At 70.5% G+C, this 25,281-nt stretch carries 19 protein-coding genes and 1 riboswitch; of the genes, 8 read left to right on the top strand and 11 right to left on the bottom strand.

The annotated features are described in order from the left end of the window. Positions 1 to 8: 8 nt before the first annotated feature. On the bottom strand, positions 9 to 917 hold the full coding sequence (locus tag ACIHAA_RS25655) for an ABC transporter permease (RefSeq protein WP_399821038.1): 909 nt from the start codon (positions 915 to 917) through the stop codon (positions 9 to 11). Continuing rightward, a complete protein-coding gene (locus tag ACIHAA_RS25650; RefSeq protein WP_399821105.1) occupies positions 907 to 1,869 on the bottom strand; it encodes an ABC transporter ATP-binding protein in 963 nt (320 codons plus the stop codon). The genes ACIHAA_RS25655 and ACIHAA_RS25650 overlap by 11 nt, the downstream gene beginning before the upstream one ends. Before the next feature lie 317 nt (positions 1,870 to 2,186). Here ACIHAA_RS25650 and ACIHAA_RS25645 point away from each other — a divergent pair, with 317 nt between their 5' ends. The 4 genes from ACIHAA_RS25645 (at position 2,187) to ACIHAA_RS25630 (ending at position 6,797) form a co-directional block, all read left to right on the top strand. Beyond that, positions 2,187 to 3,941, top strand: coding sequence for an SDR family oxidoreductase (locus ACIHAA_RS25645; protein WP_399821036.1), 1,755 nt, complete (start codon positions 2,187 to 2,189; stop codon positions 3,939 to 3,941). Positions 3,942 to 4,236: 295 nt separating this feature from the next. Then, positions 4,237 to 4,797 carry an RNA 2'-phosphotransferase gene (locus ACIHAA_RS25640; protein WP_399821034.1) on the top strand — a complete coding sequence of 187 codons (561 nt, stop codon included), beginning with the start codon at positions 4,237 to 4,239 and terminating at the stop codon, positions 4,795 to 4,797. 78 nt (positions 4,798 to 4,875) lie between these two features. Continuing rightward, complete coding sequence (locus ACIHAA_RS25635; protein WP_399821033.1) at positions 4,876 to 5,778, top strand: LLM class flavin-dependent oxidoreductase; 903 nt, start codon at positions 4,876 to 4,878, stop codon at positions 5,776 to 5,778. Between the two features lie 149 nt (positions 5,779 to 5,927). Then, positions 5,928 to 6,797, top strand: a complete 870-nt coding sequence (locus tag ACIHAA_RS25630; RefSeq protein ID WP_399821031.1) for a Cof-type HAD-IIB family hydrolase — start codon at positions 5,928 to 5,930, stop codon at positions 6,795 to 6,797. Positions 6,798 to 6,834: 37 nt separating this feature from the next. Here ACIHAA_RS25630 and ACIHAA_RS25625 read toward each other — a convergent pair whose 3' ends face one another. The 5 genes from ACIHAA_RS25625 to hisC form a co-directional block, all read right to left on the bottom strand. Continuing rightward, positions 6,835 to 7,938, bottom strand: coding sequence for a M23 family metallopeptidase (locus ACIHAA_RS25625; protein WP_399821028.1), 1,104 nt, complete (start codon positions 7,936 to 7,938; stop codon positions 6,835 to 6,837). Positions 7,939 to 8,087: 149 nt separating this feature from the next. After that, positions 8,088 to 11,621 carry a thiol reductant ABC exporter subunit CydD gene (gene cydD / locus ACIHAA_RS25620; RefSeq protein WP_399821026.1) on the bottom strand — a complete coding sequence of 1,178 codons (3,534 nt, stop codon included), beginning with the start codon at positions 11,619 to 11,621 and terminating at the stop codon, positions 8,088 to 8,090. 60 nt (positions 11,622 to 11,681) lie between these two features. Continuing rightward, positions 11,682 to 12,701, bottom strand: coding sequence for a cytochrome d ubiquinol oxidase subunit II (gene cydB / locus ACIHAA_RS25615; RefSeq protein ID WP_399821025.1), 1,020 nt, complete (start codon positions 12,699 to 12,701; stop codon positions 11,682 to 11,684). A gap of 20 nt (positions 12,702 to 12,721) precedes the next feature. Then, entirely contained in the window at positions 12,722 to 14,227 is a 1,506-nt protein-coding gene (locus ACIHAA_RS25610; RefSeq protein ID WP_399821024.1) for a cytochrome ubiquinol oxidase subunit I, read from the bottom strand. A gap of 336 nt (positions 14,228 to 14,563) precedes the next feature. Then, positions 14,564 to 15,643, bottom strand: a complete 1,080-nt coding sequence (gene hisC / locus ACIHAA_RS25605; RefSeq protein ID WP_399821022.1) for a histidinol-phosphate transaminase — start codon at positions 15,641 to 15,643, stop codon at positions 14,564 to 14,566. A 452-nt stretch (positions 15,644 to 16,095) separates the two neighbouring features. Between hisC and ACIHAA_RS25600 the strand changes: the two genes are divergently transcribed. The 3 genes from ACIHAA_RS25600 to ACIHAA_RS25590 all read left to right on the top strand — a co-directional run bounded on the left by ACIHAA_RS25600 (position 16,096) and on the right by ACIHAA_RS25590 (position 19,653). Further along, complete coding sequence (locus ACIHAA_RS25600; protein ID WP_399821021.1) at positions 16,096 to 17,208, top strand: LacI family DNA-binding transcriptional regulator; 1,113 nt, start codon at positions 16,096 to 16,098, stop codon at positions 17,206 to 17,208. 253 nt (positions 17,209 to 17,461) lie between these two features. After that, on the top strand, positions 17,462 to 18,571 hold the full coding sequence (locus ACIHAA_RS25595) for a metallophosphoesterase (protein ID WP_399821018.1): 1,110 nt from the start codon (positions 17,462 to 17,464) through the stop codon (positions 18,569 to 18,571). A gap of 194 nt (positions 18,572 to 18,765) precedes the next feature. Next, a complete protein-coding gene (locus ACIHAA_RS25590) occupies positions 18,766 to 19,653 on the top strand; it encodes a hypothetical protein (RefSeq protein ID WP_399821017.1) in 888 nt (295 codons plus the stop codon). A 176-nt stretch (positions 19,654 to 19,829) separates the two neighbouring features. Here ACIHAA_RS25590 and thiC read toward each other — a convergent pair whose 3' ends face one another. Further along, positions 19,830 to 21,632: a phosphomethylpyrimidine synthase ThiC gene (gene thiC / locus ACIHAA_RS25585; RefSeq protein ID WP_399821015.1), complete on the bottom strand. Its 1,803-nt coding sequence runs from the start codon at positions 21,630 to 21,632 to the stop codon at positions 19,830 to 19,832. Next, a riboswitch (TPP riboswitch) is annotated at positions 21,625 to 21,781 on the bottom strand. Its footprint overlaps the gene before it by 8 nt. A 71-nt stretch (positions 21,782 to 21,852) precedes the next feature. On the opposite strand from thiC, the gene ACIHAA_RS25580 reads away from it, so the two are divergent. Then, complete coding sequence (locus ACIHAA_RS25580; protein WP_399821013.1) at positions 21,853 to 23,244, top strand: YibE/F family protein; 1,392 nt, start codon at positions 21,853 to 21,855, stop codon at positions 23,242 to 23,244. 122 nt (positions 23,245 to 23,366) lie between these two features. Here the strand turns inward: ACIHAA_RS25580 and ACIHAA_RS25575 are convergent, their stop codons facing one another. From ACIHAA_RS25575 to ACIHAA_RS25565, 3 genes are all read right to left on the bottom strand, one after another. Then, positions 23,367 to 23,804, bottom strand: coding sequence for an SsgA family sporulation/cell division regulator (locus tag ACIHAA_RS25575; RefSeq protein WP_399821011.1), 438 nt, complete (start codon positions 23,802 to 23,804; stop codon positions 23,367 to 23,369). 99 nt (positions 23,805 to 23,903) lie between these two features. Beyond that, positions 23,904 to 24,749: an IclR family transcriptional regulator gene (locus ACIHAA_RS25570; RefSeq protein ID WP_399821008.1), complete on the bottom strand. Its 846-nt coding sequence runs from the start codon at positions 24,747 to 24,749 to the stop codon at positions 23,904 to 23,906. A 250-nt stretch (positions 24,750 to 24,999) separates the two neighbouring features. Further along, positions 25,000 to 25,212, bottom strand: a complete 213-nt coding sequence (locus tag ACIHAA_RS25565; protein WP_399821007.1) for a DUF5326 family protein — start codon at positions 25,210 to 25,212, stop codon at positions 25,000 to 25,002. Positions 25,213 to 25,281: the final 69 nt, after the last annotated feature.

The raw sequence follows: 25,281 nt of genomic DNA, 5'->3' as shown, positions 1-25,281 counted from the left end.
GTGGGCGGTCACAGTCCGGCCTTTCGGTAGCGGCGCATCAGCAGCGCGTAGCTGCCCGCGATGAGTCCCAGGACGACGAGGAGGTAGACGACTCCCTGTGCGGACGAGGGTCCTTCCCCGCCGGGGAAGGAGGACTTGGCGCCCAGGAAGGCGGTCTGGAGGCCGTCGATCAGCGTGACGGGCGAGAACAGGCCCATCCAGACGACGGCGGTGGTGTCGCCGGACTGTGTGTTCGCGATGGTCTGGATGGTGGAGACGGCCCCGTAGGAGATGGTCAGCACGGCGATGACGGCCGCGATGCCGAAGCCGCGCCGGGGTGTGACCGCGGCGACCACCAGGCTGATCCCGGAGAACAGCAGGGAGAGCAGGGCCACGGAGACCAGTCCCTCGGCGAAGCCCTTCGTCTGGTGGCCGAAGTCCAGCTTGGCGAGCAGCGCGCCCACATAGAGGACGAGCAGCGGGGTGGCCGTCAGGACGAACATCGCGGAGGCCAGGGCCGCGAACTTGGCGCGGACGTAGTCGGAGGCCTCGATGGGGCGCGAGAAGTACAGGGGCACCGTCTTGAAGCGCAGGTCCCGGGAGACCGACTGGGGTGCCTGGGAGGCGACGTAGAGGCCGATGACCGCCTGCATGATGATCGCGTAGCGGGTGTACGCGACGGGCAGGTCCTTCGCCGTGGTGGCGACCGCGACCGCGACCATGATCAGCGCGGGGACGCACATCACCACGAAGAGGAGCATCGGCAGCACCTTGGACTTCACCGAGCGGCCGAGGCCGTAGGCGCCGCGCAGGGACTGCGAGTAGAGCGAGCGGCGGGCGTAGGCGCGCCCGAGGCGCTGGCCGTCGTAGGAGCGATAGCCGATGTTGTGGATCCGGGTCTGCTCGGCCTCACGGGCCGTGGGCTGCTCAACCGCCATGGCCGACCGCCTCCTTCCGCTGCTCGTCACTGTCCTGGAAGACCTCCGCGATCTGGTGCCTGCGCTGTTCCATCCGGACCAGCCCGAGGCCCAGGTCGGCGACGACGTCCCGGACCAGGTCGTAGGTCTGCTCGCCGTCCGCGGTGAGCAGCAGGATGTGCCCGGCGCCGGGCAGGCCGCTGCCGTCGTGGGCGGTGACCCCGCGCGCGAGGAGCGCCTCGCGGACCGCGCGGGTGCCGTCGGGGTGCTCGCCGGTGTCGGTGACCTCGATCGCGAGGGTCGTGGTGGTCTGGGTGAAGTCCCGGGTGGAGCTGGAGCGCAGCAGTTTGCCGCCGTCGACGACCACGACGTGGTCGCAGGTGCGTTCCAGCTCGCCCAGCAGGTGCGAGGTGACCAGGACCGAGATGCCGAAGTCGGTGTACACCCGGCGGATCAGGCCGAGCATCTCGTCGCGGCCGACCGGGTCGAGGCCGTTGGTCGGCTCGTCCAGGAAGACCAGCTGGGGGTCGTGGACCAGAGCCTGGGCGAGCTTCACGCGCTGCTTCATGCCGGTGGAGTAGCCGCCGATGGGGCGGTAGCGCTCCTCGTACAGGCCGACATGGCGCAGGGTGTCCGCGGTGCGCTCCCGGGCGGCGGTCGGGGGCAGCCCGGACATCCGCGCCATGTGCACAACGAACTCGGTGGCCGACACATCGGGCGGCAGGCAGTCGTGCTCCGGCATGTAGCCGACCCGCTCGCGGATCTCGCCGCCCCTGGTGGCGACGTCCAGGCCGAGCACCTCGGCGCGGCCCTCGCTGGCGGGGGACAGACCCAGCAGGATCTTGATCAGGGTCGACTTGCCGGCTCCGTTGGCGCCGACGAGCCCTGTCACACCGGGCCCGACATCCATGGAGAGCCGGTCAAGCGCGGTCACCCGGGGGTACCGCTTGCTCAGACTTTCGGTCACGATCACAGTCACCCCCCTGACGGTAGTGACACTTACCACGGCAGTCGTCAGACCGCAGAGCTGTCTGCGGGTCAGCCTCCAGTCGTACGGGCCCGTAGGGATCCTTCTCAGGTCGAACGGCCGAGCGCCCGGACCGGCCCGGCTCGTCCGCCGTCGCCGAAGTTGTCCACAGATGGACCCCGCCCTGTTGACGCGTTCTCTAACAACTGTCACATTCGCCGATGTCACGGAACGGACACCGATACGGGGTCTTCGCGGACGGCGGTGCGGTCGCGGGAGGGACGGCCGGGCCGCCGCGTCCACGGGGCCGGGCGGAGGGGCAAGTGACTCTTGAGGGTGCGCGGGAGCGCCGGGTGCGGACGGGCGGGGTCGAGCTGAGCGTGGCCGAGCTGGGGGATCCCGGGCAGCCCGTGGTGATGCTCGTCCACGGCTATCCGGACAGCAAGGAGGTCTGGTCCGAGGTGGCCGCCCGGCTGGCCGACCGCTTCCATGTGGTGCTCTACGACGTGCGCGGACACGGCCGGTCCACGGCGCCGAGCCCGCTGCGGGGCGGCTTCACCCTGGAGAAGCTGACGGACGACTTCCTGGCCGTCGCGGACGCGGTCAGCCCGGGCCGACCGGTGCATCTGGTGGGGCACGACTGGGGCTCGGTGCAGTCCTGGGAGTTCGTCACCGTCCACCGCACCGAGGGCCGGATCGCGTCCTTCACCTCGATGTCGGGGCCGTCCCTGGACCACCTCGGGCACTGGATCAAGCGGCGGACACACCGGCCGACCCCGCGCCGGGCGGCCCAGCTGCTCGGCCAGGGCGCCCGCTCCTGGTACGTGTATCTGCTGCACACCCCCGCCCTGCCGGAGCTGGCCTGGCGCGGCCCGCTGGGCAAGCACTGGGCGGGCGTCCTGCGCCGGGTCGAGAGGGTGCCCGGCGGCGCCTACCCGGCGCCGTCCCTGCCCACGGACGCGGCGCACGGTGCCTGGCTGTACCGCGACAATGTGCGGCCCCGGCTGCGCCATCCGCGCACCGACGCCTATGCGCACGCCCCGGTCCAGCTGATCACCCCGGTCGGGGACAGATTTCTGTCGGAGCGGCTCCATGACGAACTGGACCGCTGGGTTCCGCAGTTGACCCGGCGGACGCTTCCGGCGGGGCACTGGATCCCGCGCACCCGCCCCGAGCAGGTCGCCTCCTGGATCGGGGAGTTCGTGACGTCCGTCGAGGCCGGACGGCCGTCACCGGCCACGCGCGGACGGTACGCGGACCGGTTCGGCGGCCGGCTGGTGCTGGTCACCGGCGCGGGCAGCGGTATCGGGCGGGCCACGGCGCTGGCGTTCGCGGCGGCGGGAGCGCGGGTGGTGGCCGTCGACCGGGACCAGCGGAGCGCGACGGCCACGGCGGAAGAGGCCCGGCTGCGGGGCGCCAGCACGGCCTGGGCCGAGCAGGCCGATGTGGCGGACGAGGCGGACATGGAGAAGCTCGCCGAACGCGTCACCCTGGACTACGGGGTGGTGGACGTCCTGGTGAACAACGCGGGGATCGGTCTGTCGGGCTCCTTCTTCGACACGACCGCCGAGGACTGGCGTTCGGTCCTCGACGTCAACCTGTGGGGTGTCCTGCACAGTTGCCGCCTCTTCGGGAAGCGGATGGCCGAGCGGGGCGAGGGCGGCCATATCGTCAACGTCGCCTCCGCGGCCGCCTATCAGCCCTCCAGGACCCTTCCCGCCTACAGCACCTCCAAGGCGGCCGTCCTGATGCTGAGCGAGTGCCTCCGCGCCGAACTGGCCGGTCAGGACATCGGGGTGTCGGCCATCTGCCCCGGCTTCGTCCACACCGACATCACCGCCACCGCCCGCTTCACCGGTGTGGACAGGGTGGAGGAGAAGCGCAGGCAGCAACGGGTCTCACGGCTCTACGGGTTGCGGGGGTATCCGCCGGAGAAGGTCGCGGACGCTATCCTCCGGGCCGTCGTACGGAACCAGGCCGTCGTACCGGTCACTCCGGAGGCCCGCGCGCTCCACCTGCTGTCCCATGTCGCCCCAAGGGTGCTTCGGGCACTGGCTCGTTGGCAGCCCAGGGTGTGACGTCACTGATCTGACATATCGTCAATTCATGACAATGATCTACGCCTCATGATGAACATCGCCAACTCGCCATGACGGGGCGCCTGTCACCCAACCCGCTCTTCCCACCGGCACCTTTGGCATCATGCGCCCCAAGTGCACGTCTGTGCAGCATCTGTTGACGAACGCCTCATCCGTCACAGGGAGTTGTCCACAGTAACGTCAATTTCCTTGTGGATAACTCTACTTACTTGTGGATCAAACCTCGGCAGCAAAATCATGTGCGTGATCCGCATCTCTCCCGCACGCTGGAAGGGTGACAGACGAGGACGACGAGAGACGCACCGTGAAGGTGTCGAAGTACCTCTCGAAACATCTGCGGCACCAGCCCGAGCGGATCGGGCTGGCCCTCGACGAGGGCGGCTGGGTGGAGATCGGGACGCTGCTCGCCGCGGCCGCCGCGCACGGCTTCCGGATCAGCCGGGCGGAGCTGGACCGGGTGGTCGCCACCAATGACAAGCAGCGCTTCGCGATCGAGGGCACCCGCATCCGGGCCAGCCAGGGACACAGCGTCGACGTCGATCTGGGACTGCCCCCGGCGACCCCGCCCGAGTACCTCTACCACGGGACCGTGGCCCGCAGTCTGGACGCCATCCGGGAGGCGGGTCTGCGGCCGATGACCAGGCACGACGTGCATCTGTCGGCGGACCGGGAGACCGCCACCCGGGTCGGCGCCCGCCGCGGCCGCCCCGTGGTCCTCACCGTCGACGCCGGTGCCATGCACCGCGACGGCCATGTCTTCCAGGTGAGCGCGAACGGGGTGTGGCTCACCCGGAGCGTCCCGCCGCGGTATCTGCGGTTCCGGGAGCCGCGCTGACGCTCCGCCTTCCCGTCGCGGAACCCGTGTGATCAGGCTCGCGCCGGGAAACACGGGCCTCCGCTTACGCTCGATGGCATGAGTCTGCGTCTGAGCACCGTGATCCTGCCCCACGTCCGCTGGCACGAGGGCGGCCGTTCCGCATGGCAGCGCGCGGAGCAGCTCGGCTTCCACACCGCCTTCACCTACGACCATCTGTCGTGGCGGTCCTTCCGCGACGGGCCCTGGTTCGGCGCCGTGCCGACCCTGACCGCGGCTGCGGCCGTCACCGACCGGCTGCGCCTCGGCACCCTGGTGACCTCCCCGAACTTCCGGCACCCGGTCACCCTCGCCAAGGAGCTGATCTCCCTCGACGACATCTCCGGAGGGCGGATCACCCTGGGAATCGGGGCGGGCGGCACCGGCTTCGACGCCACCGCGCTCGGTCAGGACCCCTGGACGCCGCGTGAGCGCGCCGACCGGTTCGCCGAGTTCGTACCGCTGCTCGACCGGCTGCTCACCGAGGACTCCGTCTCCTTCGAGGGCACGCACTACTCCGCCCATGAGGCGCGCAACATCCCCGGCTGCGTCCAGCGCCCCCGGCTGCCCTTCGCGGTGGCCGCGACCGGGCCGCGCGGTCTGCGGCTCGCCGCCCGGCACGGCCAGGCGTGGGTGACGACGGGCGACCCGAAGCTGTACGAGAACGGCACCCCGGAGCAGTCGGTGGAGGCCCTGCGCGGTCAGACCGAGAAGCTGGCCGAGGCCTGCGCCGCGGTCGGCCGGGACGCGCGGGAGCTGGACCGGATCCTGCTCACCGGTTTCACCCCGGACCGGGCGCGGCCCCTGGAGTCCCTCGACGCGTTCGTCGACTTCGCCGGACGCCATGCGGAACTCGGCTTCACCGAGATCGTGATCCACTGGCCCATCCCGGACTCCGACTTCGCGGCGGACGAGAAAGTCTTCGAGCAGATCGCCATGGAGGCCCCGGCTCAGCTGGACTGAGCAGGGCGGGCATGCGGGGGTGCGCCTGGGGCGGGGCGTGCGGGGTGCGCCTGGGCAGACGGGGTGTGACCGCTCTGGTGAGCAGTGTCACCACTCACGTGTGCGGACTCACGCACACGCGTACGGTCGTGTGCGCGAGAATGACGCCCGTGACCTCAGCGACCCGGCAGCCCGAGACCCCGGCCCCCACCGTCCCGACCCGGCTGATCGCGACCGATCTCGACGGCACACTGCTGCGCGACGACAAGTCGGTCTCCGAGCGGACGGTGGCCGCCCTGGCCGCCGCCGAGGAGGCCGGTATCGAGGTGTTCTTCGTCACCGGTCGCCCGGCCCGCTGGATGGACGTGGTCAGTGACCATGTCCACGGGCACGGCCTGGCCATCTGCGGCAACGGCGCGGCCGTGGTGGACCTGCACGGCGGTCCTGGCACCCACCGGTTCGTGCAGGTACGGGAGCTGGCCCGGGAGAACGCCCTCGACGTCGTGCGGCTGCTGAGGGACGCCGCGCCGGGCACGGTGTACGCGGTCGAGCAGACCTACGGCTTCTACCAGGAGCCGGACTACCCCAAGCTGCACATGGAGATCCCGGACCTGCTGGCGCCCGCCGAGGAACTGCTCGCGCCGGACGCGCCGGGTGCCGGGGAACCCGTGCTGAAGATCCTCGCCCACCACCCGACGCTGGACCCGGACGCCTTTCTCACGCTCGCCCGGATCGCCGTCGGCGACCGCGCGTCCATCACCCGGTCCAGCCCCAGCGCCCTGCTGGAGATCAGCGGTCCCGGAGTCTCCAAGGCGAGCACCCTCGCCCTGTGCTGCGCCGAGCGGGGCATCTCCCACGAGGAGGTCGTCGCCTTCGGCGACATGCCGAACGATGTGGAGATGCTCACCTGGGCGGGCCGGTCGTACGCGATGGGCAACGCCCATCCGGACGTGGTGGCCGCCGCGTCCGGGCGGACGGTCGCCAACAACGAGGACGGGGTGGCCGTGGTGATCGAACAGATCCTCGCCGCCCAGCCGTAGGCAGCCGCGAGAGTCGGCGGGGGAATCGTCGGGGGAGTCAGACCCGCACGCCGTGCGCCTTCAGCCAGGGCACGGGATCGATACCGGACCCCCACTCCGGAGTGGACCGGACCTCGAAGTGCAGATGGGGTCCGGTGGAGTTGCCGGTCGTGCCCGACTGGGCGATCAGCTGGCCGGTCGACACCCGGTCCCCCGCGCCGACCGTGACGGCGGTGAGATGGGCGTACTGGGTGCAGTAGCCGCCCGGATGCCTGATCACGACCTCGATGCCGAACGCGCCCCCGCATTTCACCCGCACCACCTGCCCGGCCCCCACCGCACGCACCGGCGTCCCGATGGGCACCGCGAAGTCCTGGCCCGTGTGCCCGTGCGACCAGTGGCTGCCGCCGCTGCCGAAGCCCGCCGAGAGCCGGTACGTCTCCACGGGCGTGATCCAACTGCGCCCGGGCCCGTGCCGCGGCTGGTCCAGATGGACGGCCCCCCGGCAGACCCCCGCCGCCGCGGCCGCGCTGGCCTGGCTCTGGAGCACCCAGCGCGCCGCTTCCAGCTTGGTCTGGACGGTCCGCTGCTCCGCGGCCAGCTGCTCGTTCCGCCTGTTCAGCGCCTGCCACCGCGCCGAGGCCCGGGCCCGCTCCGCGGCGAGGCCCGCCTCCGTCAGCCGGCTGCGGATGACCGCGTCGGTGTCCCCGAGATCCACCCGGGCGAGGGTGCTCTGACTCGCTATCAGTTCCTCGGCACCGACGGGGAGCAGGGTCCGGGCGGTGTACGGCAGTCCGTCGTCCGGTGGGTACGGGGGCCGGGCCAGCCGGTCGAGATCCTGGTGCAGGGCGGCTATCAGCCCGTGTTCCCGGGTGAGGAGCTGGTCGTCCCGCCCGGCTATGGCGTGCTGCTTCGCGGCCTCCCGGCGTCCTGCGTCGTACTGCCGGGTCAGCGCGGCCGCGTCCGTGTACAGCCGTGCCACCCGGGCGCTGGCAGCGGCGTACGCGCTGTCGGCCGCCGCTCCGCCGCCACCGGCCGTGGCCGCCCGGGCGGGCAGGGCTCCGGCGGTGCCGAGTCCGGCCGTACCAAGTCCAGCTGTGCCGAGTCCGGCGGTGCCGATGAGGAGGGAAACGAGGAGGGGAGAAAGGAGAAGTGAAGGCATGTCAATGATCGTGGCCCGTGTCCCGGCAGCAGTCCTGTCGACGTCCCACTGCTGGCGGAACGGGCGGCCACGGATGGCTCAGCGATGTCCCCCGGGCGGGTGCCCGCGGGGTCCCCCGGACGGCCACCCGCCCCCGGCGGTCCCTCCGGTCAGGCTCCGGAGAGGGCCGGCACCCCCGTGTCCGGCTGCCCGGCGCGCTCGCCCAGCAGGTCTCCGCGGGCTTCCCGGCGCGCCATGGTGCGCAAGGGACCCTCCACCGCGGCGAGTTCGCCGTACGAGCCGCGCTGGACCACCCGGCCCGCCGCGAGCACGATCACCTCGTCGACCGCCTCAAGACCGGCCAGCCGATGGGTGATCAGCAGTGTCGTACGGCCCTCCGTGGCGGCCAGCAGATCCCGGGTGAGGGCGTCCGCCGTGGGCAGGTCGAGGTGTTCCGCGGGCTCGTCCAGGACGAGGACGGGGAAGTCGGCGAGCAGGGCGCGGGCCAGGGCCAGCCGCTGGCGCTGCCCCCCGGACAGCCGTGCTCCGTGCTCACCGATCAGGGTGTCGAGGCCGTCGGGCAGTCCGTCGGCCCACTCCAGCAGCCTCGCCCGCGCCAGCGCGTCACGCAACTGCCCCTCGCTCGCGTCCTTCCGGGCGAGCAGCAGGTTCTCCCGTACCGAGCTGTCGAAGAGATGCGCATCCTGGGCACACAGGCCGACCATGCGCCGAACCGCGTCCCCGTCCAGTGCCCGGGCATCCGTTCCGCCCAGCGTGTAGACCCCGGCGGCCGGGTCCAGGAACCGCAGCAGCACCTGGGCGAGCGTCGTCTTGCCCGCACCCGACACACCGACCACGGCGATCCTGCGGCCCTGTTCCAGGGTCAGCCCGAGTCCGGTGAGGGCGTCCCGCTCCTGACCGTCGTGACGTGCGGCCACCCCCTCCAGGACGAGCGGGAAGGGCGACGACGGCAGCGGCGCCGGGTGTTCCGGCTCCCGAACGGGCTCCGGGGCGTCGAGTACCTCGTGGACGCGCTCGGCGCTCCGCCGTGTCCGCTGCCGGTGCTGCACGGCGAGCGGCAGCCCGAGTACCGCCTCGAAGGCGGCCAGCGGGGTGAGCACCACCACGGCCATGAGGACGCCGTCGAGCCGCCCCCCGGCCACGGCCTGCGCCCCGACCAGGGCCGCGCCCGCGACGGTCAGGCCGGTGACCAGCGCGGTGAGCCCGTCGCCCAGCGCGGTGGCGGTCGCGGCGCGGGAGGCGATCCGGGTGAGGACCCCGTCGGCCCGCCGTGCCTCGTCCGTCCGCGCGGGCAGCGCCCCCGCGACCGTCAGTTCCGCGGTGCCGGTGAGCAGATCGGTCACCCGGGTCGCCAGCACACCCCGGGCCGGTGCCAGCCGGGTGTCCGCCCGGCGCGCCACCGCACCGGTCACCAGCGGTACGCCGACTCCGGCCGCCAGCAGACCGGCGGCGAGGACCGCACCGGCCTCCGGCAGCAGCCAGGCGGTGAAGCCGACCGCGCCCGCCGAGACCAGGAGCGCGGCACCGGCGGGCAGCAGCCAGCGCAGCCAGTAGTCCTGGAGGGCGTCCACGTCGGCGACGAGCCGCGACAGCAGATCTCCCCGTCGGGTGGTGTGCAGCCCGGCCGGTGCGAGGCGTTCCAGACGCCGGTAGACGGCGACCCGGGTGTCGGCCAGCATCCGCAGCACCGCGTCGTGCGACACCAGCCGTTCCGCATACCGGAACACGGCCCGCCCGATGCCGAAGGTCCGTGTGGCCGTCACGGCGACCATCAGATACAGCACCGGCGGCTGCTGCGAAGCCCGAGAGATCAGCCAGCCGGACGTGGCCATCAGCCCGACGGCGCTGCCGAGCGCGAGGCTCCCGAGGAGCAGGGCGAACGCCAGTCGGCCCCGGCGTGCGGCGGCCGCTCCGCGGACCCGGGCCAGCGCACCGCCGTGCCCCGCCGCCGCAGGGGCGGGTGTCCGTTCCTCGTGGGCGGGGGCCGCCTCCGGCGCCCGGGGTCCGGGCAGTGGTGCGGCTTCGGTCCGCCGCGGTCCCTCCGGGCGGGAGCCGTCCAGGTCCAGGCGCACGATCCGATCGGCGATGCCGAGCAGCGCCGGGCGGTGGACGACCAGCAGCACCGTCCGTCCCGCCGCGAGGCGGCGCACCGCCTCCACGACCTCCGCCTCGGTCGCCCCGTCCAGGGACGCGGTCGGTTCGTCGAGCAGCAGCACGGGCCGGTCGGCGAGAAAGGCCCGGGCCAGGGCCAGCCGTTGCCGCTGACCGGCGGAGAGTCCCGCCCCGTCCTCACCGAGCACGGTGTCGGCCCCGGCGGGCAGCGCGTCCACGAAGTCCAGTGCCCCGGCGTCGGCCAGCGCGCTCCGCACCGCCGTGTCGTCCGCGGCGGGCCGTGCCAGCCGTACGTTCTCGGCGATGGTCCCCGCGTACAGATGCGGCCGCTGCGGCACCCAGGCGATCCGGGAGCGCCAGTCCTCCAGGTCGGCCGCGGCGAGATCGACGCCCCCGACCCGGATACGTCCCCCGGTGGGCTCCACAAATCCGAGAAGGGCGTGCAGCAGGGTCGACTTGCCCGCGCCGCTCGGTCCGACCAGGGCGACCGTCTCCCCCGGTGCGACGGTCAGGGACACCCCGGACACGGCGTCGGAGGACCGTCCCGGGTAGCGCACGGTCAGGTCCTCGACGGCGATCTCCCCGTCGGGAAGGCGCCGGGTGCCGGGGGTCGGCGCGGGGGTCTCCAGGACGGTGAAGATCTCCTCGGCCGCGGCGAGTCCCTCCGCTGCCGCGTGATACTGCGCACCGACCTGGCGCAGCGGCAGATAGGCCTCCGGGGCGAGTACCAGGATGACCAGGCCGATGTACAGGTCCATGTCGCCGTGGACGAGCCGCATGCCGATGGTCACCGCGACCAGCGCGACCGAGATCGTGGCCAGCAGTTCCAGCGCGAAGGACGACAGGAAGGCGATCCGCAGGGTCCGCATGGTCGCCTGCCGGTACTCGCCGGTGATCTTTTTGATCGACTCCGCCTGCGCCTTGGCCCGGCCGAACACCTTCAGGGTCGGGAGCCCGGCGACCACATCGAGGAAGTGCCCGGACAGCCGGGAGAGCAGCCGCCACTGACGGTCCATCTGGGAGCGTGTGGCCCAGCCGATGAGCACCATGAAGAGCGGGATCAGCGGCAGTGTGCCGACGATGATCGCCGCCGACACCCAGTCCTCCGTGACGATCCGCGCGAGCACGGCCACCGGAACGACGATCGCCAGGCCCAGTTGGGGGAGATAGCGGGAGAAGTAGTCGTCGAGGGCGTCGACCCCCCGGGTGGCCAGGGCGACGAGCGAACCGGTCCGCTGCCCGCTCAGCCATCCGGGACCGAGCGCCCCCGCCCGCTCCAGCAACCGGCCCCGCAGTTCCGACTTCACGGCCGCGCTGGCCCGGTGGGCGGCGAGTTCGGTGAGCCAGGAGACCAGCCCGCGGCCCACCGCGACGGCCGCCAGAAGCAGCAGCGGGGTACGGAGCGTGGCGACCGGGTCATGGTGCTGGAAGGCGCCGACCACCACCTCGGCGATCAGCATGGCCTGGGCGATGACCAGGGCCGCACCGAGGGCGCCGAGGACCACCACCGCGACCAGGAAGAGGCGGGTGGCACGGGCGTACTGGAGGAGACGGGGATCGATCGGTTTCACGTGAAACACGCCCTTCGGTCCGGGTGGGGTGTTCCACGTGAAACACCCCACCCGACGGACTCAGTGCACAGCTCCGGCAGCCGCCTCGCCGGCGATGTGCTGCGTTCCGATGCGCTTGCGGAACACCCAGTAGGTCCAGCCCTGGTAGAGCAGCACGATCGGCATCGCGACACCTGCACACCAGGTCATGATCCTGAGGGTGTAGGGGCTCGACGATGCGTTGGTCACCGTCAGGCTCCAGTCGGGGTTGAGCGTGGAGGGCATGACGTTCGGAAAGAGCGTCAGGAAGAGCATGGCGACGGCCGCCACGATGGTGAGACCGGACAGCGCGAAGGCCCAGCCCTCCCGCCCGATCCGGTTGGTCACCAGTGCCGCGACCAGAGTGGCGACCGCCACCCCCAGGGCGACCAGACTCGTGCCGTCGCCCTGGTCGAGCTGCGTCCAGCCGAGGAAGGCCAGCGCCAGCACCGCGGCCGCCAGGCCGACTCCCTGAGCCAGCTTCCGGGCCCGTCGGCGGATGTCCCCCACCGTCTTGAGCGCCGTGAACACCGCTCCATGGAAGGTGAACAGGGACAGGGTCACCAGTCCGCCGAGAAGGGCGAAGGGGTTGAGCAGATCCCAGAAGCCGCCGACGTACTCCATGTGCTGGTCGATCTTCACGCCCCGGACGATGTTGCCGAAGGCCACGCCCCACAGGAAGGCGGGGAGCAGCGAAGTCCAGAAGATCGCGATCTCCCAGTTGCGCTGCCAGTTCTCCTCGGGCCGCTTCGCCCGGTACTCGAAGGCGACACCGCGCACGATCAGACAGACCAGGATGACCAGCAGCGGCAGATAGAACCCGGAGAACAGGGTCGCGTACCAGTCGGGGAAGGCGGCAAAGGTCGCACCGCCCGCGCTGAGCAGCCACACCTCGTTGCCGTCCCAGACCGGGCCGATCGTGTTGATCAGCACCCGCCGCTCGGGCCGGTTGCGGGCCAGCAGCCGGGTGAGGATGCCGACCCCGAAGTCGAAGCCCTCCAGAAAGAAGTAGCCGATCCACAGGACCGCTATGAGGACGAACCAGACGTCGTGAAGTTGCATGATGTGAGCGCTCCCTCGGCCTAGTACGAGAAGGCCATCGGCTTGTCGGCGTCCTGGGAGTCGCCGCCGATCCTGGTGGGCGGGTTGAGATCGGACTCGGTCAGCTCCGGAGGTCCGGCCTTGACGTACTTCGCGAGGAGCTTCACCTCGATGACCGCGAGGATCGCGTAGAGCAGGGAGAAGACGGTCATCGAGGTGATGATCTCGCCCTGGGAGACGCCGGGGGAGACCGCGTCACGGGTGCGCAGTACGCCGTAGACGACCCAGGGCTGGCGGCCCATCTCGGTGAAGATCCAGCCCCAGGAGTTGGCGATCAGGGGGAATGCCAGGGTCCACACGGCGATCCGCCAGTACCAGGTGGTCAGCGCCGGGCTGAGGGGCTTGGAGAAGAGGACCAGATGCGGCACCTCGTCATCACCGACCCGTAGCTGCGCGGGCAGCATGAACTTCTTGCGGGTGAGCCAGAGCCCGGCCGCGCCGAGGGCGAAGGACGCCATGCCGAAGCCGATCATCCAGCGGAAGCCCCAGAAGGTGACGGGAATGATGGGGCGGTAGTCGCCGGGGCCGTACTTCTGCTGCTCCGCCTTGTTGGTGTCGTTGATACCGGGGACGTACGACGTGAAGTCGTCGTTGGCGAGGAAGGAGAGCACTCCGGGGACGGACAGTTCGACGGAGTTGTGGCCCTTGCTCACATCGCCGTAGGCGAAGATCGAGAACGGGGCGGAGTTCTGACCGTCCCAGAGCGCCTCGGCGGCGGCCATCTTCATCGGCTGCTGCTTGAACATGACCTTGCCCAGCACGTCGCCGCTGACCGAGGTGAGCAGTCCGGCGATGACCACGGTGATCAGGCCCAGCCGCAGCGAGGTCTTCATCACCGGGATGTGCTTCCTACGGGCCAGATGGTAGGCGGCGATACCGACCATGAAGGCGCCACCGGTGAGGAAGGACGCGGTCAGCGTGTGGAAGGCCTGGGCGAGCGCGGTGTTCTGGGTCAGGACGTGCCAGAAGTCGGTCAGCTCGGCGCGGCCCCTGGCCTTGTTGATCCGGTAGCCGACGGGGTGCTGCATCCAGGAGTTGGCCGCGAGGATGAAGTACGCCGACAGGATCGTGCCTATGGAGACCATCCAGATGCAGGCGAGGTGAAGCCTCTTCGGCAGCTTGTCCCAGCCGAAGATCCACAGCCCGATGAAGGTCGACTCGAAGAAGAAGGCGATGAGGGCCTCGAAGGCGAGGGGCGCCCCGAAGATGTCACCGACGAAGCGCGAGTAGTCGGACCAGTTCATGCCGAACTGGAACTCCTGGACGATGCCCGTGACCACGCCCATCGCGATGTTGATCAGGAAGAGCTTGCCCCAGAACTTCGTCGCCCGGAGGTACTTCTCCTTCTCCGTCCGCACCCAGGCGGTCTCCAGTCCGGCCGTCAGCGCGGCCAGCGAGATCGTCAGCGGGACGAACAGAAAGTGGTAGACGGTGGTGATGCCGAACTGCCATCGCGCCAGAGTCTCCGGCGCCAAAGCCAGGTCCACGTCGTCTCTCCTTACGTCGCCGTGGTCACAAGCGGCACATAGCCCCCGTTTGGCGCACCCAACGAAGGGGTTTGTGAACGCGTTCACATTCACAAGCAATTATGGCGCATATGAGTTCGATGCAGGAGGGGTGGGGGGCCCGCACCGTGTCCGACGGCTGGTGGCACAATCCAGCCAAAGGCCGCCATGGCCCCTGACCTGGTCAAATGACGATGACTGTCATATGCATGACATGCGAAGATGCCGAAGAGGCGGCCCCGTAGCGGAGCCGCCTCTTCGTTCGGTTCATGTCATGGGGCCAAAGATCACCTCTGGGGCCGGTGATCGCCCCGGGGACTAGAGATCCCTGCGGAAGCTCTCGGCCACCTTCAGCAGAATGTCGTTGGCCTCCGACTCGCCTATCGTGATCCGCACCCCTTCGCCCGCGAACGGGCGGACGACCACACCGGCCCCCTCGCACGCGGCCGCGAAGTCCATCGTGCGCTCCCCCAGCCGCAGCCACACGAAGTTCGCCTGGGTCTCGGGCACCGTCCAGCCCTGGGCACCCAGCGCCTCGACCACACGTGTGCGCTCGCACACCAGCGAGCCGACCCTGCCCAGCAACTCGTCCTCCGCGCGCAGCGAGGCGATCGCCGCGGTCTGGGCCAGCTGGCTCACCCCGAAGGGCACCGCCGTCTTGCGCAGCGCCGCCGCCACCGGCTCATGGGCGATCGCGAAACCGACCCGGAGCCCGGCGAGGCCGTAGGCCTTGGAGAAGGTGCGGAGCACACACACGTTCGGCCGCTCGCGGTACAGCTCCACCCCGTCCGGGACCTGGGGGTCGCGGATGAACTCCCGATAGGCCTCGTCCAGCACCACCAGCACATCGCCCGGCACCCGGTCGAGGAAGCGCTCCAACTCGGCACGGCGCACCACCGTGCCGGTCGGGTTGTTGGGGTTGCAGACGAAAATCAGGCGGGTCCGGTCCGTGATCGCGTCCGCCATCGCGTCGAGGTCGTGCACCTCGCCTCCGGTCAGCGGCACCTGCACCGAGGTCGCACCACTGATCTGCGTGATGATCGGATACGCCTCGAAGGACCGCCAGGCGTAGATCACCTCGTCGCCCGGGCCGCAGGTCGCCTGGAGCAGCTGCTGGGCGACGCCCACCGAGCCCGTGCCGGTCGCGAGGTGGGACTGCGGCACGCCGAAGCGTTCCGACAGCTCCGCCAGCAGGCCCGCGCACGCCATGTCGGGGTAGCGGTTGAAGGAGCCGGCCGCCTCGATCACGCTCTGCATCACACTCGGCAGCGGCGGATAGGGATTCTCGTTGGAGGAGAGCTTGTAGGCCGCCGGGCCGCCGGACGCGGCGGGCTTGCCGGGCCGGTAGGTGGGGATACCCTCCAGCTCGGCACGCAGCCTCGGGCTTGTCTCGCTCACCGCAGTCCTCCTCGCGCACGTACCGGTCCTATGACCGCCACCGGCTTCCAATGCTTCTCACCTTATGAGGATTCGGCGCCGCTGCGAATGGGCTGTGGACAAACCGGTGGGCACGGGCCCGCCGCCCGGTGCGCCAGGCCGCAACCCCGGACGAACCCGGGCGCATCACCACAGGATGGCGTCCAGATCGGGGGGCGCATCACCATTTGTCGTATGCGCCGGTGGCTCACGCCCTGGCGCGCATCCCCCGTGAAGGTGAGTTGAGACCTCTTCGAAATATGGCGACCTTGGCAGGCTCATGCGCGCCCACACGTCACGTACTGCCCTTGGATCGTTCAAGCCCCTTACATTCCAAGGCATTTCCCTCCTTCTCACCATGCAGAAACGTGCCTGTCAACGCGTGCATATGCGTCCGCACTACCCCACCGCCTGAGCCCTACTATCGGCTCGCCATGACAGCAGCAGGGAAGCACCAGGTGAGCCGGGCGGAAACCTCCCGCCGAGGCAGTCGGCCCGGCCGGGCGGGCATCAGAGATGTGGCCGCTGCCGCGGGAGTGTCCATCACGACCGTCTCCGATGCCCTCAACGGCAAGGGCCGACTGCCGGACGCCACCCGACGCCATGTCCGCGAGGTCGCCGACCGGCTGGGCTACCGCCCCTCGGCCGCGGCCCGCACCCTCCGCACGGGCAAGTCGGGCCTCATCGGCCTGACCGTGACCACGTACGGGGATGAACCTTTCACCTTCACCGAGTTCGCGTACTTCGCGGAAATGGCCCGGGCCGCCACCTCCGCGGCACTCGCCCGGGGCTACGCCCTGGTCATCCTGCCCGCCACCTCGCGCCACGACGTGTGGTCCAACGTCGCCCTGGACGGCACGGTCGTCATCGACCCGTCCGACCAGGACCCGGTGGTCAGCGAGCTGGTCCGGCAGGGCTTACCCGTGGTCTCCGACGGCCGGCCCGCCGGCACCCTCCCGGTCACCGCCTGGGTGGACAACGACCACGAGGCCGCGGTCCTGGGCATCCTCGACCATCTGGCCGCCGCCGGTGCCCGTCGCATCGGCCTGCTGACCGGCACCACGACGGACACCTACACCCATCTGTCCACGACCGCCTATCTGAACTGGTGCGAACGCGTCGGGCAGACCCCGGTCTACGAGGCCTATCCCGCCCACGACCCGTGCGCGGGCGCCGTCGCCGCCGACCGGCTGCTGGCCCGCCCCGACCGCCCCGACGCCGTCTACGGACTCTTCGACCCGAACGGCACCGATCTGCTCGCCGCCGCCCGCCGCTACGGGCTGCGCGTCCCCGAGGACCTGCTGCTCGTCTGCTGCAGCGAATCCGCCGTGTACGCGAACACCGAGCCGCCCGTCACCACGCTCTCCCTGAAGCCCCGCCGGATCGGCACCGCCGTGGTCCAGCTCCTCATCGACGCCATCGAGGGCATCGAGTCGGACCAGCCGGTCGAGCAGGTGATACCGACCGAGCTGATCGTGCGCACCTCGTCCCAGCGGCGGCCGCCCCGCACCACGGTCAGTCCGCCCCGTTCGCCCGAGGAGGCATGAGCCGTCGGTGATCCGACGGTGACACCGGGGTGCCCTCGGGCGAGTGAAACGCAGATCACCCCGGCGGGTGACCTCCCTGGTCGCGGCCGGGGAAAGCCCCGCCCATATAGGGCGAAAGCCGCGGTGGCGCGGGGTCCTTCCCCGATTCACCACCCCTGGGTCATCACACGGCGCGATCCGCATTCCTATGATGGGCCCACGACACCGCGGACCGCTGCGACCAGGCAGTCCGATGCGGTGCAGATGCGGCGCGATGGTGGAGGGGTCGATGACTCAGGGGGCCGGTCAGGGACCCGAGGCGGAACGGACGGGGACGTTGCGCGACTTCCGGGTGCCCGCGTATGTGCACGAGACCGGTCCGTACGCCCAGAGCACCCCTCCCGGCGAGGCCACCGGCCCCGCCGCACCACCCGAGGCGTTCCCCCCGGACTACTCCGACGCGTACACCCCCACCGAGCGGGACCTCCCGGTGATCAGCCGCGGGGACACCCTCCAGGTGGCCGTCGACCCGGCGGCCGTCCCCGACCCGATCCCCGCCGAGGGACCCGGACCGCTGTTCGTGGTCGGTGACGTCCACGGCTATCTCGACGAGCTGCTGGCGGCGCTCCGGGAGAAGGGGCTCATCGACGACCAGGCCCAGTGGTCCGCGGGCACGGCGCGGCTGTGGTTCCTCGGCGACTTCACCGACCGCGGTCCCGACGGCATCGGCGTGATCGACCTGGTGATGCGGCTGTCCGCGGAGGCGGCCGCGGCCGGGGGCTACTGCAAGGCCCTCATGGGCAATCACGAGCTGCTGCTGCTGGGCGCCAAGCGGTTCGCGGACACACCCGTCAACTCGGGCGCGGGCACCGCCACCTTCCAGGCGGCCTGGCTGCTCAACGGGGGCCAGAAGACGGACATGGACCGCCTTCAGGACCACCACCTCCAGTGGATGGCCCGTCTGGACGCGGTGGAGGAGGTCGACGGACATCTTCTGGTCCACTCGGACACCACCGCCTACCTCGACTACGGCGACTCCATCGAGGCGGTCAACGACACCATCCGCGAGGCCCTCACCCGCAATGACGCGGACGAGGTGTGGGATCTCTTCCGGAAGTTCACCAAGCGCTTCTCCTTCCGGGACGAGGGCGGCGCCGCCGCCGTACGGTCCCTGCTGGACACCTACGGCGGCACACGGATCGTCCACGGCCACAGCCCCATCCCCTATCTGCTCGGCGAAGTGGGCTCGGAGGATGGCGAGGATCCCGCGCCCCCGGTCGTCGAGGGCCCCCATGTCTACGCCGACGGGCTGGCGATCGCGATGGACGGCGGAGTGACCATGGCCGGAAAGCTGCTGGTCCAGCAGCTCCCGCTGGAGATCTGAGGGTTCGAAGGACGGGCAGTTCCCCGGCGGAGGCCCTTCCGGGGAGTACCCGGCCGTAGGGCAATTTCCGTAAAGCCCCTGTCACCGCGGCCCGTTGCCGCTCTACCATCGGCTTATCCGTAGCAGGCTCCCCTCCGTTTCTGCCCGACGGCTCGTCAGCATGCCGAGCCACAAGCCCTACGGAGCATCGGGGGATGCACATGAACAGCGTTCCGCAGCACCTGCTGAGCGAGGACCGCCCGGACTTCGAGCGGATCCTCGGTGAGGCGCTGCGCTCCGCACCACACCACCCGGATCTGGCCGCTGTCGGACAGCGGCTCAACTCCGAGCAGCTGCGCACCATGGCACTGAGCGCCACCGCCCTCATCACCGCGGCGGCGGCCGCCGAATACCAGCACTATGTGACGGTCCGGGAGGATCTGCGCCGGCCCGCACCGTCCGGCCCACCCGTCCAGCAGAACACCGTCGAGACCGGCGGGGACGACTCCGCGGAGCCGGACACGGAGGCTACGGGGCATGGGCTCGCCACCGTGGTGGGGGAGGCGACGGCGAGCGCCGGTGCGGCCGCCGTCGTCGCCGTTCTCGCCCCGTTTCTCGCCGGGGCCGCCGCCGTGATCTTCCTGCTCGTGGGCTACGTCCTCAAGGCGGTCAACCCCGACCAGGCCTTCGCCCGGACCCTGCTGACCACCGGGTGGGTCTTCGGCGCGGTGACCGCGGTGGCGATCCTGGTCGCCGCGACCGGCCTGCTGCTGACGGCCCTGCGCAACAGTTCCTCGGCCCGTGACGCCGGTGCCCGGGGCGAGTTGGCCATGGAGGTGGCCCGGGCCCGCGCGGCCTGGCACGAGGCGCTGCTGGAGCGCGGCATCCTGCCGTTCCTCCGCGAGGCCCTCGCCGACCCGGGCACGGCCGCGCTGAGCCACCGGACACCGGAACCGACGCCCAGCCGCATCCCGCACCTCGGCTACGACCGCCCGGGCTTCAGCGGCCCGGACAGCAACTCGGCGGGGAGCTCGAGGCCGCGGTTCAGCAGCCCGGACTTCAGCAGTCCGGACTTCGGGGGACCGGAACACCGGCCGGAGTGAGGGGCCCGGTCCCCCGGTGCCCCAGGCCGACGCCTGCTGCCCCGGGGCCGCCCCGATCGCTGCCCGCACGGACGTCCGGCCCGCCCCTCGCCAGAGGGTGCGGGCCGGTGCCGCGCGGTCCTGGAGCCGCCCGGCCCATGGCCTGACGAGCCCCGGGCACGGCCGGGACGGGACGGTCAGTCCGCGATCGGCAGATAGACCCGGTTCCCGCTCTCCGCGAACTCCTTCGACTTCTGGAGCATCCCCTCGGCGACCTCCTCCGCCGTGGCACCCTCCGCCATCGCACCGCCGAACCGCTCCGTGATGCTCTGGCTGATCTTCATGGAGCAGAACTTCGGACCGCACATCGAGCAGAAGTGAGCCGTCTTGGCGGGCTCGGCGGGGAGGGTCTCGTCGTGGAATTCGCGGGCGGTGTCCGGATCGAGAGCCAGGTTGAACTGGTCCTCCCAGCGGAACTCGAAGCGCGCGTCGGACAGCGCGTCGTCCCACTCCTGCGCACCCGGGTGCCCCTTGGCGAGATCGGCCGCATGGGCGGCGATCTTGTAGGTGATGACGCCGGTCTTGACGTCGTCCCGGTTGGGCAGCCCCAGATGCTCCTTGGGCGTGACGTAGCAGAGCATGGCCGTACCCCACCAGGCGATCATGGCAGCGCCGATGCCCGAGGTGATGTGGTCGTACCCCGGAGCGACATCCGTGGTCAGCGGGCCGAGCGTATAGAACGGGGCCTCGTCGCAGATCTCCTGCTGGAGGTCGATGTTCTCCTTGATCTTGTGCATCGGGACATGTCCCGGGCCCTCGATCATCGTCTGGACGTCGAACCGCTTTGCGGTCCGGCCGAGTTCGCCGAGGGTGCGCAGTTCCGCGAACTGTGCCGCGTCATTGGCGTCCGCGATCGAACCGGGCCGCAGCCCGTCGCCCAGCGAGTAGGTGACGTCGTACGCCGCGAGGATCTCGCAGAGTTCCTCGAAGTTCTCGTAGAGGAACGACTCCTTGTGGTGGGCGAGGCACCAGGCCGCCATGATCGAGCCGCCGCGCGACACGATGCCGGTCTTGCGGTTCGCCGTCAGCGGGACATACGCCAGACGCACCCCCGCATGGACCGTCATGTAGTCCACACCCTGCTCGGCCTGTTCGATGACCGTGTCCTTGTAGATCTCCCAGGTCAGCTCCTCCGCCTTGCCGTCGACCTTCTCGAGCGCCTGGTAGAGCGGCACCGTGCCGATCGGCACGGGGGAGTTGCGCAGCACCCATTCACGGGTGGTGTGGATATTGCGGCCGGTGGACAGATCCATGACCGTGTCGGCGCCCCAGCGCGTCGCCCAGGTCATCTTCTCGACCTCCTCCTCGATGGAGGAGGTCACCGCGGAGTTGCCGATATTGGCATTGACCTTCACCAGGAACCGCTTGCCGATGATCATCGGCTCGATCTCCGGGTGGTTCACGTTGGCCGGGAGCACCGCACGGCCCGCCGCGATCTCCTTGCGGACGACCTCGGGCGAGACATTTTCCCGGAGGGCCACGAACTCCATCTCCGGTGTGATCTCCCCGCGGCGCGCATACGCGAGCTGCGTCACCGCGGTGGCGTCCCGGCCGCGGCGCGGCTGGCGCGGGCGTCCCGGGAACACCGCGTCCAGGTTGCGCAGTCCGCCCCGCGGCGAGGTGTGCTTGATCCCGTCGTCCTCGGGACGGACGGGACGGCCCGCGTACTCCTCGGTGTCGCCGCGGGCGATGATCCAGTTCTCCCGCAGCGGTGCGAGGCCCCTGCGGACGTCGGTCCCGACGGCCGGATCGGTGTACGGGCCGGAGGTGTCGTACAGGGTGACCGACTGCCCGTTGGTGAGATGCACCTGACGGACCGGCACCCGCAGATCGGGGCGCGAGCCCGCGACGTACGCCTTGTGCCAGCCGATGGACTTCCCGGCCTCCTGGGGCTCTTCACCCTGAACGGAGACAGGCGTGCGTGCGTCCTTGTTGGTCATGAGACCTACTCCCTACGCCGGCATTACCCGGTAACAGGTTCAGCGGTCGACGCAGCCGTGTCCGTCGGCTGATGTTCCACGTGAAACATCGCGCCTGCGGAGGTCAGCGCCCTCTCAGCCCGGTGCTCCGAGCTCCCGCGTGTGCAAAGGTCCCTTCACGCTAGCGTCTCATTGGGCAAGCTGCACAGTGGGCCTCCCGGGTTCTTGCGATGATCGGGCGGTGCCCCCGACGCAGCATCCCCCCGCGCACCCGCCGTCCAAGCCCCCGCACCGCCACGGCCCGGGCGACCGACCCGGTCCCGGAGACGGGCATGGCCCCGGGTCCGGGGGTGGACACAGCCACTCCCACAGCCATGGCCCCGCGGCCCCCGTGTCCCGGCATCTGCGCCGCGTCATCGCCGCGATCCTCATCCCGTTCACCGCGGCGGTGCTGGTCGGGCTGGCGGTGCTGTGGCCCGGCGGTGTCCCCTCGCACAAACGGTCAGGGGTCGGCTTCGACCGGCAGACCCAGCAGGCCACGGTCACCAGGGTGGTGGCGGTGGACTGCGCGTCCGTGAACGCCTCCGGCGGGACCTCGGCGGGTGACACCTCCCCCTCGGGCAGCACATCGCCCCCGGCGGGGCGGACCGGCACCTGCAAGAAGGCGACGGTCCGGGTGGACACCGGCAAGGACAAGGGACGTACGTTCACCGAGATCGTCCAGCCTGACCAGTCCCGGCAGTTGCACCAGGGCGAGAAGGTCGTGGCCGCGTACGAGCCCTCCGCGCCCCGGGACCTTCAGTACTCGGTGACCGATGTGAACCGCACGTTCCCCATGGCCCTGCTCGCCGGACTCTTCGCGGTGGCCGTGGTGGTCGTGGGCCGGATGCGCGGCGTGATGGCGCTCATCGCCCTGGCGGTGAGCTTTCTGCTGCTCAGCCTCTTCATCCTGCCCGCGATCCTCCAGGGCGAGAATCCGCTGCTGGTGGCCGTGGTGGGGGCCAGCGCCATCATGCTGATCGCCCTCTATATGTGCCATGGGCTCTCGGCCCGCACCTCCGTGGCCGTACTCGGCACGCTCATCTCCCTGTCGCTGATCGGTCTTCTGGGCTCGGAGTTCATCGGCTGGGCCGCCCTGACGGGCAACACGGACGACAACACCGGCCTGATCCACGGCCTGTACCCGCATATCGACATGAGCGGTCTGCTGCTGGCCGGAGTCATCATCGGGTCGCTCGGTGTCCTGGACGATGTGACCGTCACCCAGACCTCCGCGGTCTGGGAGCTGCACGAGGCCAACCCGTCGATGGGCTGGCGCGGCCTGTACCGCGCGGGCATCCGCATCGGCCGCGACCACATCGCCTCGGTGGTGAACACACTGGTCCTGGCGTACGCGGGTGCGGCTCTGCCGCTGCTGCTGCTCTTCTCGATCGCGCAGAGCAGTGTGGCCTCGGTCGCGGGCAGCGAGCTGGTCGCCGAGGAGATCGTGCGCACACTGATCGGCTCCATCGGGCTGGTCGCCTCGGTGCCGGTGACCACGCTGCTGGCCGCCGCCGTCGTCTCGGCCGACCGCCCGGGGACGGGCGAGGCGGCCCCGTCCCGCGGCGGACGGGGCCGCCGCCGCAAGCGCTGACCGCCCCGGGGCCTGCACGGCCGGGAAACACCCCCGCAGAAGCGTTACGGCACCCCGGCGCACCCGCACCGCCCCGGGACGCCGTACCGGCCTGAGGAACCGTTACAGCGCCGCATGGCGCCTCACCCCGCGCTCTGCTCCTCCGCCAGGATCCGGTCCAGCGCCTCGTCCAGATGCGCGTCGAAGTCGGCGAGAGAACCCTCCTGCCCGATCGGGACCAGCTTGTCGGTACGGTCGAGAAACGCCACCAGAGGCACCGCTCCGGAGCGGAACAGGGCCCGGTCGGGGCCCACTTGGAGCCGGATCAGCACCTCACCGAAGGCGTCCGACTCCGCGGGGGCGATGTGCACATCGCCGTCGCCGCACGGCCGGCCCACTCCGTCCACCAGCAGCTCACGCCCGAACGCCCAGGTCACCGGGGCGTCCCCGGGCAGGTGGAAGGTCAAACGCACCGCATACGGATCACAGGTCTCGTAACACAGCTCCACCGGAATGCGGAATGAGAGCTCCTCGGACACGAGAAAGCTCATCATGACCTCTGCCTGCACCGACTCGCGCATCGTCTACCCCGTCAGTAGCCGTCGACTGGCCAGGAATGGACCCCTGACACCTGCTGGAAGTTTGCTGAAAGTGCACAGCAGATCACAAGGAGTGAGTTTTCAGATGCTGATAGAGAGGCCGAGCGTCCCGGGCAGCCGGTCGACCTCCGCCTGGAGCTGACGGGCTGCCGACAGCAGCCGGTCGGACTGGCAGGACGGCAGGGAGATGGCCACGGCCACCGCCGTCGGACCGACGGCGAGGGGGACCGCGGCACAGGCCGTACCGAGCGCGTACTCCTGCCGCTCGATGGCCGGTTCCCTCCGCCCCAGCTGCCCCAGACGGCTCAGCAGGCTGCGGTTGTCACGCACCGTGTACGGGGTGAGGGGCCGCACCGGATAGCGGTCGAGATGGTCCTTGCGGGCCTCCTCGTCGAGCTGTGCCAGCAGGCTCTGGCCGAGCGCGTGCGCATGCGCGGTCTCCCGGAAGTCGGCCCATGCCCCGACCGCCGGGATGTCCGGACGGTCGGCAACTCCGACGACCTCGATCTCACCCTCGCGATAGACCGCGCAGTAGACAGGTGCACCGATCGAATCACGCCATTGTGCGAGGGCGTCATTCATCATGCTGCGACGTTTCTGCTGGGTCGCGCTGCCGCTCAGCCGCTCGACGGCCTCCCCGAGGAAGAACAGGCCCTTCTCCCGCCGCAGATAGCCCTCGTGGGTCAGGGTGCGCAGCAGGTGGTAGGCGGTGGGCAGCGCCAGACCGACCTCGCGGGCCAACTGCTTGGCGGGAGCGCCGTACTCGTGCTCGGCGACGGCCTCCAGCAGCCGCATCGCCCGCTGCACCGATCCGATCAGGGTGGTGGACTGCGCCGGTGCGGGCGAGAGGTCCGCTTCCGCGGGCGAGGTGCGCCGCTGTGCGGGCGGGGCAGCCGAGTATGCGGGTGCGGTGCCAACCGTGGCCAAAGGAAACTCCCGGAGCACGAGGTGGCCTCCCGTGCGAGAACACGGGAGGGGATGCACCGCGCGCGGGGCCTGCCGCGCGCCGGGCTCCGGACTTTAACGGCCGTCCACCGGCCCTCGACGGCGTCCCGGGCAAAACTTCCCCCGCCCGAGGGAACCCCGGATTCCTGTTACCGGCGGCCCGGTGACGGCCGCCGGCAGATCCCTGTGCCGTTCCCCGGAGCGCCCTCGGTCCGGGTGCTCCCCGGGAGGTTCACCAGTCGCCGTGCGACGACGAACTCGACATGAACTTCCGTACGACGTAGATCAGTCCGCCGACCAGGGCGACGAAGAGCAGCACCTTGAACAGCAGCATGACGACGAACCCCACGACGGTCGCTATCACGCTGCCGAAGACGACCAGGGCGATGACCGGCACCGCGATCCACTTCACCCACCACGGCAACCCCGTGAAGATCTCCCGCATCGCCCTGTCCTTGTCTGTCCGCCCGTCGCCCCGCGTTCTTGTGCGGAGCTTGGCACCCGGGTCTTTCTT

Source organism: Streptomyces sp. NPDC052040, from assembly GCF_044548405.1.
Taxonomy (GTDB): Bacteria; Actinomycetota; Actinomycetes; order Streptomycetales; family Streptomycetaceae; genus Streptomyces.
This window is presented reverse-complemented; position numbering and strand designations above follow the sequence as displayed.